Origin of the sequence: Lysinibacillus sp. RC46, from assembly GCF_041262385.1 — a bacterium.
GTDB lineage: Bacteria > Bacillota > Bacilli > Bacillales_A > Planococcaceae > Lysinibacillus.
Map to the genome: position 1 here is coordinate 59,475 of NZ_JBGCCF010000002.1, position 11,989 is coordinate 71,463.

10 protein-coding genes and 1 other annotated feature are annotated in these 11,989 nt (G+C 37.8%); of the genes, 2 read left to right on the forward strand and 8 right to left on the reverse strand.

Annotated elements, in window-relative coordinates; genetic code table 11:
- Positions 1-242: 242 nt before the first annotated feature.
- The gene (hisS, locus tag ABH966_RS02190; protein ID WP_370075393.1) at positions 243-1,508 is read right to left on the reverse strand and encodes a histidine--tRNA ligase; all 1,266 of its coding nucleotides are present in this window, start codon (positions 1,506-1,508) and stop codon (positions 243-245) included.
- Positions 1,509-1,604: 96 nt separating this feature from the next.
- Positions 1,605-1,847, reverse strand: a binding site (T-box leader).
- A 162-nt stretch (positions 1,848-2,009) separates the two neighbouring features.
- On the opposite strand from hisS, the gene ABH966_RS02195 reads away from it, so the two are divergent.
- Entirely contained in the window at positions 2,010-3,599 is a 1,590-nt protein-coding gene (locus ABH966_RS02195; RefSeq protein ID WP_370075394.1) for an N-acetylmuramoyl-L-alanine amidase family protein, read from the forward strand.
- A 218-nt stretch (positions 3,600-3,817) separates the two neighbouring features.
- On the opposite strand, the gene ABH966_RS02200 is transcribed toward ABH966_RS02195, so the two are convergent.
- The 6 genes from ABH966_RS02200 to ABH966_RS02225 all read right to left on the reverse strand — a co-directional run bounded on the left by ABH966_RS02200 (position 3,818) and on the right by ABH966_RS02225 (position 10,941).
- The gene (locus ABH966_RS02200) at positions 3,818-4,033 is read right to left on the reverse strand and encodes a DUF2642 domain-containing protein (protein WP_370075395.1); all 216 of its coding nucleotides are present in this window, start codon (positions 4,031-4,033) and stop codon (positions 3,818-3,820) included.
- Positions 4,034-4,106: 73 nt separating this feature from the next.
- On the reverse strand, positions 4,107-4,547 hold the full coding sequence (gene dtd, locus ABH966_RS02205) for a D-aminoacyl-tRNA deacylase (RefSeq protein WP_370075396.1): 441 nt from the start codon (positions 4,545-4,547) through the stop codon (positions 4,107-4,109).
- An 85-nt stretch (positions 4,548-4,632) separates the two neighbouring features.
- Positions 4,633-6,828 (reverse strand): RelA/SpoT family protein, encoded by a 2,196-nt coding sequence (locus ABH966_RS02210; RefSeq protein ID WP_370075397.1) that lies wholly within the window; start codon positions 6,826-6,828, stop codon positions 4,633-4,635.
- Between the two features lie 215 nt (positions 6,829-7,043).
- Positions 7,044-7,952 carry a pseudouridine-5'-phosphate glycosidase gene (locus ABH966_RS02215; protein WP_370075398.1) on the reverse strand — a complete coding sequence of 303 codons (909 nt, stop codon included), beginning with the start codon at positions 7,950-7,952 and terminating at the stop codon, positions 7,044-7,046.
- A gap of 4 nt (positions 7,953-7,956) precedes the next feature.
- A complete protein-coding gene (locus tag ABH966_RS02220; protein WP_370075399.1) occupies positions 7,957-9,048 on the reverse strand; it encodes a carbohydrate kinase in 1,092 nt (363 codons plus the stop codon).
- Between the two features lie 636 nt (positions 9,049-9,684).
- Positions 9,685-10,941, reverse strand: coding sequence for an MFS transporter (locus ABH966_RS02225; RefSeq protein WP_370075400.1), 1,257 nt, complete (start codon positions 10,939-10,941; stop codon positions 9,685-9,687).
- Between the two features lie 217 nt (positions 10,942-11,158).
- Here ABH966_RS02225 and ABH966_RS02230 point away from each other — a divergent pair, with 217 nt between their 5' ends.
- Complete coding sequence (locus ABH966_RS02230; RefSeq protein WP_370075401.1) at positions 11,159-11,605, forward strand: MarR family winged helix-turn-helix transcriptional regulator; 447 nt, start codon at positions 11,159-11,161, stop codon at positions 11,603-11,605.
- Between the two features lie 73 nt (positions 11,606-11,678).
- Here ABH966_RS02230 and ABH966_RS02235 read toward each other — a convergent pair whose 3' ends face one another.
- Positions 11,679-11,813 carry a hypothetical protein gene (locus ABH966_RS02235; RefSeq protein WP_370075402.1) on the reverse strand — a complete coding sequence of 45 codons (135 nt, stop codon included), beginning with the start codon at positions 11,811-11,813 and terminating at the stop codon, positions 11,679-11,681.
- Positions 11,814-11,989: the final 176 nt, after the last annotated feature.

Genomic DNA, 11,989 nt, shown 5'->3' on the forward strand with positions numbered 1-11,989 from the left:
TCTCCATAACTTTGGGTTGATTTATCCACTTGACATACGTTTTCACAAAATGTCATCCCCAACTTTCGTTGATGAACCGTTTATTTTACTTATGTAGCATACCGTTCCTACTAGTAGTGAATGGATGCCAAGGAAAATTAGCAGTTCATTAGATGAATTATCTGTCCAAATGACGTAGATATTTGAATTGGACAGATAATCCTGTATTGATCTATAAACGATTTATATTTTAACAGATTCGCTTATTGTTTTAATAGGTAGTTCACTAATTCCGAGAACGCTACTTTTTGTTGTTCACCTGATTCCATATGTTTAACAGTAGCTACTTGCTCTTCAAGTTCCGTTTCGCCTAAAACAATCGTATATTTCGCACCTAAACGGTCTGCTGATTTCATTTGAGCTTTCATTTTGCGATCTAAATAATCCATCTCTGCAGAAATGCCCTTAGCACGGAAGGTACTTGTTAATTCTACAGTTTTTAGCTTCGCTTCTTCGCCCATAGCGATCATATAAACATCGAGTCCCGATGCTGTGTCTAATTCAACACCTTCAGCTTCAAGTGCAAGCAACAGACGCTCAATACTTAATGCGAAACCAATACCTGGTACTTCTGGTCCACCAATTTCTTGCACAAGGCCATTATAGCGACCCCCACCACAAAGTGTAGTAATTGATCCAAATCCTGAAGCCGTTGACATAATTTCAAAAGTCGTATGATTGTAATAATCAAGACCTCTTACAAGATTTGGATCGACCTCATACGAAATTCCCAGTGTATCTAAGTACGTTTTAACTTGAGCGAAATATGCTGCTGACTCCTCAGTTAGGAAATCAGTTAATGCAGGTGCAGATTGCATTAATGGGTGCTCGCGGTCTACCTTACAGTCTAAAATACGTAGTGGGTTTTTTTGCAAACGATTTTGGCAGTCTGAACAAAACTCATGAATATGTGGTTCGAAATGTTGTAGCAGTGCTGTACGGTGTGTATCACGTGTATCTTTGTCACCAAGTGAGTTAATGACTAATTTTAAATCTTTTAAACCTGCTGATTCATAGACATCCATTGCTAGTGCAATAACTTCTGCATCAATGGCTGGATCAGCTGAACCAATTGCTTCTACTCCAAATTGAACAAATTGACGGTAGCGCCCTGCTTGTTGACGTTCATAACGGAACATTGGTCCTAAATATGAAAGCTTTACTGGTTGATCAGGTGCACCAAACATTTTATGCTCAACATAAGCACGAACTACACCAGCTGTATTCTCCGGACGTAATGTTAACGAACGGCCACCGCGATCTTCAAATGTATACATTTCTTTTTGAACAACATCTGTTGTTTCACCGACACCACGTGCAAATAAATCTGTTTGCTCAAAAATTGGTGTACGAATTTCATTGTAGCGATAGACACGACAGATATCACGGATAACCGCTTCTATCTTTTGCCATTTTTCTGATTGACCAGGCAAAATATCTTGTGTCCCTCGTGGCACTTTAAAACTCATAGAAAAACCTCCTTTATTAATTGCTTATGAGCAAGCTGTCTTCTGGACTTCTCTTATTTTTTGTCCACTAAAAAAGCCCTCGCCTCCTTGCGTTATGCAAGGGACGAGAGCTGTACAAGCTTCCGCGGTTCCACCCTAGTTGACGCATCAAATACATGCGTCCTCCTCCAAATCGGATAACGGCCGATTCCGTTTTTTCCTACTAAGCGTTACCTTTTCAGAAAAAAGCCTCTCAAGTGTTGTTCACAATATACATTTTTGTAGGAAAGATTTCAGCCTAGGTCTTTCCCTCTCTTCTCCAATAGAGGTATATGCTACTCGCTTGGTCATAAGCGGTTAATCATTTTTTGATTACCCTTTATGTTAGTCACAACAAAAGGCAATGTCAACTGTTTTTATTTTTTTTACAATACATTCGATAAAATAACAAATTCCATTACCTTTTTCCCACGAATTCTATTACTAAAGCATGGTAAAATAGCACAAGATAGGAGGAGTCTGATGAGGACAAAACTTTTAAATATTAGTATCATCTTCGTACTAGTGCTAATAATTGCGATTCCAAATATGAATAATATTCAAAGAGCACTAGCAGACACCAGTGATTTAAAAGTAACTGGAACGATTCTTCATTTACGTGAGGGACCTGGACTGTCTTATCCAATCATTACAACATTAGATGAGGGTGATTCGCTAACTTCTATTAGTCGTGAAGGTGACTGGATTCAAGTAAAAGCAGGCAATTACGAAGGTTGGGTAGCATCTTGGCTAACAACTTCAATAAACGATAAACAAACGGTTGATCAAACGTTGATATCACAAGTTGATCGTCTAAATATTCGTACTGAACCTGACATATCTTCAGCAGTTCTAGGACAATTATCAATAGGCAGCCAATCTAAACTTATTGAAAAAAATGGTGAATGGGCAAAAATAGATTGGAACGGACTAGTTGGGTGGGTATCTACTGACTATGTTACAATCAATGACCTACCTGAAAAAAAGGTTAAGGCTGAGGCTGATGAACCTAAAGTTGAAGTATCTACTACAAAAAAAACCAACAAAGATACAACATTTACAGTTTTAGTAGATGCACTTAATGTGCGCCAAAATCCCGACTTAAATGCTAAAAAAATAGGAACAGCTTCAAATGGACAAGCCTTTAAAGTGCTGGCTCAAGAGCATAACTGGGTAAAAATTCAATATAACGATAATAAAGCAGGTTGGGTTTATAGCTTTTATGGTACTTTTTCAAATAAAGGAAAAACGACATCAAAATCTGCTTCTTCTTCCTCAGAGCTTGAATCTGTCACAATCATTTATAATGGGACAAACCTACGGACAGATGCATCAACGACTGCTGATGTTGTTGTACGTGTAGATGCCGGTGAAACCTACCCTATTGTAGGCGCTAAAAATGACTTTTATGAAATACAAGTAGATGACAAAACTGCATTTGTGGCGAACTGGGTCGTTACTACTACTTCGTCGAGCAAAACAACTACTGCTATAAAAAAAGATAAATCTACACCACGCAAGAAAGGCACTTTAAATGGGCTAACAATTGTCGTAGATGCTGGACATGGCGGTAATGATCACGGCACTACCGGACAACGTGGAACAAATGAGAAGGAAATTACATTGAAAACAGCTTCTCTTCTAGCTTCAAAGTTGAGTGCTGCTGGAGCAAATGTTGTCATGACAAGAGAATCAGATGAATATGTTGCACTCCGTAAACGCGTCTCAATTGCGCACCAGTATGAGGCAGATGCTTTTATCAGTATTCATTATGATGCAACAGACGATAGCTCCGTTAATGGCTTCACCTCATATTATATGAACAGTAATCAACAAGGTCTTGCAGAGGCAATAAATAATGGACTTTCCAATAAAATCGATTTAAAGAATCGTGGTACCCAACAAGGAAATTATTTAGTTCTACGAGAAAATCGTCAACAAGCTGCACTCATTGAGCTAGGCTACTTAAGTAATGGTAGTGAGGAACGTGTTATTACAAACGCTAAATTCCGTGAACAAGCTACTCTCGGTATCTACCAAGGTATTTTAAAATACTTTAACGAAGATCGATAAAGTGAAACTTGTATCAGCGGAGATTATTAATAAGCTGCAAAGGAAAGTAGAATTGTACTTCCCTTGCAGCTTATTTATTTTGTTTTAAATGACTCTTTGTTATAGACGTTATAAGTTATGGTGTTTGCCTTTCAGTACTCACTGTCAAATATTATGTACACTCAAACGAAAAAAGGCCTCCAACTCACATTACATGAGTATAGAGGTCCTTTATGCGCTTATTTTTTCATTGTTGCTAGCGTAACCCATACAATCTCCTTCATACTAATGAAAAATGGCGTATGGCTAACCTCTAAAACAATATCATCAGGTAATACAGAGATTAATTTTCCTTGCTGAATATTTTTCTTAGTTTGCACTACAATTGCCTGACCAATCATCATGTTAAGAGTCTCGTATAAATATGGATTTGATATGCTTCCTACCTGCGTCATCTTTAATACACTTCCTTCCTACAAAACTAACCATACTATTTAATGTATGAAGGAATCATAGGAAATGTACCAATTATTTAGACTCAAGAAGTATTGTAATAGGGCCATCATTTGTCAGTGCAACATCCATCATTGCACCAAATATTCCTGTTTCCACATGTAAACCGTGTTCACGTAAGGAATTATTAAAAGCCTCCCATAACGGTTCCGCAACTTCTGGTCTTGCTGCACTTGTAAAACTTGGACGATTCCCCTTTTTTGCATCTCCATACAATGTAAATTGTGAAACGGATAGAATAGCCCCTCCATGCTCTAAAATGGAATGATTCATTTTTCCATCAGCATCTTCCCAAAGGCGGAGATTCGCTACTTTTTTCGCTAAATATTCAACATCCTCCTGCGTATCCCCGTGTGTAATGCCAACCAGAAGAACATAACCGCTATCAATAGCACCCGTTACTTTTCCGTCAACCGTAACAGAGGCTGCTTTACTACGTTGTAAAACTACTTTCATTTTTTAAAACCTCAATTCTCCTATTGTATGCACCAGAAGTTCCATTTTCGGTACATAACAAAGTTGCTACTGCCTAACATCCCAATTAGTTAATAACACGTTGTACTGAATATATATCAGGTGTTTGCTTAATACGTTCCACTACTTTATGCAAATGCGAAATATTTGAAATCGAAATCGTTAAATGAATCGTTGCCATTTTATCACGATCTGCACGACCACTCACTGCTAAAATATTCGTTTTCGTTTCGCTAACAATTTGCATGATTTCATTTAAAATTCCTGGTCTATCGAAGGCCGAAACTTCAATATCGACAGGGTATTCTTTTTTTTCTGGAGTAAGTCCATGTTCCCATTCAACTTCTATTAAGCGCTCCTGCTCATCATCAACTTGAATATTTGGACAGTCCGCACGGTGCACTGAAACACCTCTTCCTTTCGTAATGAAGCCTACAATTTCATCTCCAGGAACTGGCGTACAACAACGTGAAAGTCGAATAAGCATATTGTCGATATCTTTTACGATAACACCCGATTCCGTACGTTTTTGCGGAATAGGGTTTTTCATTTTTTGTTCAATTTTCTCTAGCGCTTCTTCCTGTTCACGCTCTTTGCGACGTTTTTCCGCTAGACGATTAACAACTTGCTGAGCTGTAATTCCATTCATGCCAACAGCTGCATATAAATCTTCTTCATTTGTATAGTTGAATTTTTCGCATACTCGCTTCAAATTGTCCGCTGACATTGTTTCTTTTACGTCAAAACCTTGTGCGCGGATTTCCTTTTCTATCATCTCTTTACCTTTGATGATATTTTCCTCACGAAGATGACGTTTGAAAAACTGCTTTATTTTATTTTTCGCCTGTGAGGATTGGGCAATTTTTAGCCAATCGCGACTCGGACCAAATGATTGCTTAGACGTTAAAATTTCAATAATATCTCCCGTTTTTAACGGTGTATCAAGTGGCACCATTTTACCATTGATTTTCGCGCCAATTGTACGATTCCCAACTTCTGAATGCACACGATATGCGAAGTCGATCGGTACAGAGCCTGCTGGTAATTCAATGACATCTCCTTCAGGTGTGAATACATAGACCATATCAGAGAATAAATCAAATTTTAAAGATTCCATAAATTCTTCAGCATTAGAAGATTCGTTTTGGAATTCTAAAATTTCTCGGAACCACGTTAATTTTTGGTCGACATTTTGTTTTTCATTATCAACTTTTTTACCTTCTTTATACGCCCAATGCGCTGCAATCCCGTACTCGGCAATTTTATGCATTTCCTTCGTACGAATTTGAACTTCTAATGGGTCACCATAAGGACCAATTACTGTTGTATGCAGGGATTGATATAGGTTTTGTTTTGGCATCGCAATATAATCTTTAAAACGTCCAGGCATTGGCTTCCATAATGTATGCACAATCCCAAGCACGGCATAGCAATCTTTAATACTATCGACAAGTACACGAATGGCTAATAAATCATAAATCTCGTTGAATTGTTTCTTTTGTAACACCATTTTACGATAAATACTGTAAATATGTTTTGGGCGACCATATATATCTGCTTCAATTTCAACATCTGTAAGCTGTGACTTCATCTCACCCATTACATTATCTAAATAGGCCTCACGCTCATCACGTTTTTTCTTCATAAGACTGACAATGCGATAATATTGCTGTGGATTTAAATAACGAAGTGCTGTATCCTCAAGCTCCCATTTAACAGTCGAAATCCCAAGACGATGCGCGAGTGGTGCAAAAATTTCAAGCGTTTCTTTAGAAATACGGCGTTGTTTTTCTGCAGGTAAATGCTTTAACGTGCGCATATTATGTAGACGGTCTGCCAGTTTAATCAAAATGACACGAATATCCTGCGCCATAGCTACAAACATTTTTCGATGATTTTCTGCTTGCTGCGCTTCTTTAGATAAATATTTAATTTTCCCCAGCTTTGTTACACCATCTACAAGCATCGCAACCTCTTCGCCGAATTCACGAACCAAATCGTCGCGCGTAAAATCCGTATCCTCGACAACATCATGTAAAAAACCAGCTGCAACTGTTTCAGGATCCATTTGTAATTCAGCTAAAATTCCAGCTACTTGCACAGGGTGAATAATATACGGTTCACCTGAGCTTCGGAATTGCTCAATATGGGCATCCCTTGCTAATTCATATGCTTTTTTCACGAATGCGACATTTTCATCATTCATGTAGGATTTGACTAACTCAAAAACGTCCTCGGGAGTCAAAATTTGCTCTTTCGCCATAACATGTCCACCTTGCTCGTCAAATTTTTCAGATTAGATATAAACTTAATTGTATAAAATTTTATGGGCTATTGTAAAGTAACTGTGTCATTTTGTTTAGTTATTCTCGTGAACAATGTGAAAAATGGAAAAATATTCTCCTGAATGAATAAAAAGACCCTTTGCGAATGCAATATTTCGCAAAGAGTCTCTCTTATCGTATCATAGTTGTCGGCTTATTTATTATACGCTACAGCAATTTTTGTACCAACTACTGCATTATTTTTTACTAATGCAATATTGGCAACAAGGCTTTTACCTTCTGTTAATTCTTTCACTTTTCCAAGTAAGAATGGTGTCACGTTTTTACCTTGAATACCGTTTTCTTCTGCTTCTACTAGAGCTTTTTCAATGATTTCAGTAATGAATGAATGCTCAAGCGCGTCAGACTCTGGAATTGGGTTAGCAATAACAGCTCCGCCTTTTAAGCCTAATTGCCATTTTGCACGTAGCATTTCGGCCACTTCCTCTGGTGTATCAATCTTGAAGTTGACATCAAAACCACTTTGACGTGTATAGAATGCTGGTAGTTCATCTGTACCATATCCAACGACTGGCACACCTTTTGTTTCAAGATATTCTAAAGTTAAACCAATATCTAAAATAGACTTAGCGCCCGCACAAATTACGGCAACATTTGTTTGTGCTAGTTCTTCTAAATCTGCTGAAATATCCATTGTTGTTTCAGCACCACGGTGTACCCCGCCGATACCACCAGTTACAAAAATTTCAATACCAGCTAGCTCAGCACAAATCATTGTTGCAGCTACAGTTGTAGCTCCTAATTTTTTTGATGCTAAAAGATAGCCTAAGTCGCGACGAGATGCTTTTGCTACACCTTGTGCATTACCGAACATTTCAAGTTCTTCATCTGATAAACCAATTTTAATTTTACCGTCGATTAAAGCAATTGTTGCTGGCACTCCACCATTATCACGAACAATTTGTTCCACTTCACGTGCTGTTTGTACATTTTGTGGATATGGCATTCCGTGAGAAATAATTGTTGATTCTAATGCTACGATTGGTAAGCCTTTTGCTTGTCCTGCTTTTACTTCTTCTGATAATACGATGAATTCTTTCATGTTGTTATTCCTCCATTTCATTGTTTAACAAATCAACTGATAGCTCAGGTCTTACGGTATATGGAGATGCAAGTGTATTTTTGGCATTCGTTAAGCCTGCATCAATACATGTTGCAAATGATTGCCCAGTAAGCCAGCTATGGATTACAGCACTGACAAAGGCGTCTCCTGCACCTGTTACATCTTCAATTTTTTCTACAGCTTTAGCTGTAAAATGACTTGGCTTCGTTGTAGTGGAAGCTGCATACACACCCTTGCTACCCGCTGTAATAATTACATGTTCAGCACCTAATGTAAGAAGTTGCTGTAAAGCCTTTTCGTAGTGTGCTGAGTTTTCGATTTTATGACCTACAATCGTCTCAGCTTCATCTGTGTTACAAATAAACCATGTTACCCCTTGTAACGTATCCGGTAATCGATTCATTTTGGGCGAAGATACCGGTACGATAACAAATGGAATGTCACGGGCAATCGCAACCTGCTGTATGTAAGCAACTGTTTCTTTTGGACAGTTTAAGTCCATAATAAAGCAGCCCGCATTCATCAGCATTGCCTCATGTTTTTTTAGCAAACTTGGCAATAAAAGATCATATACTTCCATATTTGCTACTGCTAGTGCTAGCTCGCCCTGCTCATCCATAACCGCAGTATAGGAACCCGTCGAAGCGTCAGGTAGCTGCTCCACATAACGTAAATTCATAAATGGCTCTGAAGCTTCTTGGATCACTTGCCAATCAGCATCTTTGCCGGCAGTAGTCAGCAATGTTACTTGATGATTTAATCTACCTAAATTTTCAGCAATGTTTCGGCCAACACCACCTACACTAAATGAAGAGCTAGCAGGATTAGAAGTACCGAATTGGACATTCCCTTTTACATGAAATTTTCGGTCAAGATTGGCTCCACCGATACAAATAATTTCATTTTCCTCAGGCAAAATATATGCACGACCTACAATTTTCCCTTGCTTCGTTAAGCTCGACACTAAATTAGCAAGGACTGGTCGAGATAGCTTCATCTTATCTGCCATCTCTTGCTGAGACATAAACGGATTCTGGCGAATTAATGCAAGGACCGCCTGTTCTCTTTCATTCATAGCATCACCTTTTATTATATTTGTTTACATTATAAACTTTTGTTTGGTTGATGTCAAAAAATTTTTTAATAAAAAAAGTTGAAACCGATATGATACTGGCTTCAACTTTTTGTTGTGATAACTATTGCTTCAATGAAATTAAGGTGTCGTGTTAAATAAAGTATGGCTTTTCGGTATAACGAGGGGGGTGATTTCCGTTCCAACTGGGCGCTTTCCTGTGGGCGCCCAATGAGCCGCTTCACTTCGCTTCAGGGTCTCATCTGCGTGAAAGCGATAGCGGCGGAAATTCAGGGTTTTGCGGCGTTCTTTACTTGGTAGGCGGCGCAATTTCGGGGGTTTGCGGCGTTCTTTGCTTGGTTAGCGGAGCAATTTCGGGGGTTTGCGGCGTTCTTTGCTTGGTTAGCGGCGCAATTTCGGGGGTTTGCGGCGTTCTTTGCTTGGTTAGCGGCGCAACTTACACTTTTAGCGGCGAATTCCAATATAACCTGGACAAATATTTTCTGTGCGAAAGCGTAGCGCAGCAACAACAAATTCGGAGGAACGGCTCACTGCTGTAAAATGCCAATCGTTGATAAAATTTTAAGAAACGACGATAGCAACAAGAGTCTCACCTTAAGCAAAGCGAGTAGCTAATTATCAAGTATTGGCATGATAAGGTGTTTGTTTTTTCACGATGATGACAAATAAACTTGCCAATGCACAGAACATCCCAGCAAGGAAAAAGGCCCAAGTATATGAATTGAAAAACTTATAGATGAGGCCTCCACCAAAGGCAGCAACTGCAGCTCCTGCTTGATGAGATGCGAAAATCCACCCATAAATAATGCCACTTTTATTTGTACCAAAAATTTGTCTAGAAATACTGATCGTTGGAGGTACTGTTGCAATCCAATCTAATCCATAAAATATTGTAAAGATTGTCAGTAAAGTGAACGACCCTTGCATTAATGCATATGGAAGTAAAAGGAGAGACGTTCCTCTTAAAAGGTAATACCAAAACAATAACCATCGATTATCAAAACGATCAGACAGCCACCCTGATAAAGTAGTGCCTACAAGATTAAACACTCCCATAAAAGAAAGAAAGGATGCAGCGGTTACGAAAGGGACACCAAAGCTAATACAGTATGAAACAAAATGAGTACCCACTAATCCACTAGTTGAAAGTCCACAAATAAAAAAACTTCCCGCTAATAACCAAAATTCTTTCTTCTTTATTGCCTCAAATAAACCATTAAAAGCATTACTAATCGGATTTTTCTTATGATCCTCTTGTTGCATTTCTAAATCTTCTTCCATTCCATAAGGAAGAATCCCAATATCCTGTGGCTTATTTTTAATAAATATTGAAATAGTGATGAACATAACAATACTTAAAATGAGAATTAATCCAATCGCCCATCGCCAAGAATAATGTTCAATAATAATCGCCAATAAGGGTAAGAGAATTAACTGCCCTGTTGCAGTACTCGCCGTTAAAATCCCAACTGCCAACCCTCTACTTTTCACAAACCAATGATTGGCTACATACGGACTTAACACCGTTAAAAAAAGACTTGCTCCTAAACCAATAATACCGCCCCATATAACGATTAACTGCCATGATTGAGTCATGAAAAGCGTAAGCATCATGCCAATGAATAATGTAGCCATCGCACCTAGCATCATTTTCTTTAAACCCGCTATTTCTAGTAATGCCGCCATAAAAGGACCCGAAAAACCATATAAAAATAGACTCACTGCAAAAGCTAAGGCAATTAAAGATCGATCCCAATTAAATTCTTTTTCAAAGGAGTCTATAAATACCCCTGATGATGACATTGTAATCCCTGCAACAATAATTGAGAAAAAGGTTACGACTAAAATAAACCAGCTATAATGAATACGTTTCATCTTGACACCTTCATTTCTTAAAAAAATTTTTAAAAGATTGCAGCTCAATACATGTATATGCATATATTACTGGAGTAAATGCCTTTCGGAAACATGTATATACATATATAATCTTAGTAATCACTTTTATTACTGTCAAGAAACATTTTCCAACTTAACAAAATAAATCAATAGGGCTACTATAATATTGAACCAACTCGAAAAGGGGTACGGAGCAATGAATAATATAGATTACACACAAATATGTGTATGTGCAAACCTTCGAAAAAAAACACGAGTCGTGACACAATTGTATGATAAATTACTACAGCCCACTGGCTTAAAAGTTACTCAATACTCAATGCTAGCAAATATCGATCATCAACAATCAGTTTCCATAAGTCGACTAGGTGAAATTTTGCTACTCGATCAAACAACCATTACACGTAATATTAACTTGTTAAAGCAAAATGGCTATGTAGATTTAACAAGAGATCCGCAAGATGCTCGAGCAAAGGTCATTACACTAACTGATAAAGGGGTTAAAAAATTAAACGAGGCTGCTCCAATTTGGCAAGATATCCAAGAAAGAATTATCAATGATATTGGCATAGAGAAGTACGAGGATTTTTATGAAACATTGAAAACTATGCAAAAAATAATTCAATCTTATGATGAAGAATAAATAAACGAACCTAAACAAAAGAATCCATTTTGAAAATGATTGATCAAAATGGATTCTTAAAGTTGTTGTAGAACTAATATGCCAATGAAATTAAAGTGCCAATTAAGTATAGTTCTTCGGCAAAACGTGGGGTTGCATGAATCACTACACCTGCTGGATTACCACCTAATTTTGTTTCTGTAAAAGCATCAATTACATAATATGACAAAGCTAACTCTCCCTTACTTTTAAATTTATAAATTTTTAATACTTACTATATCTATTAATCTCTTTATAAATAAAAAAACGCCACAAAATGTGACGCTTTTCATATTATTGTATGACTCGTCTGCAAAACGAGGGGTTGATTTCCGTTCCGGCTGGGCGCTTTCCTAGGGGCGTCCA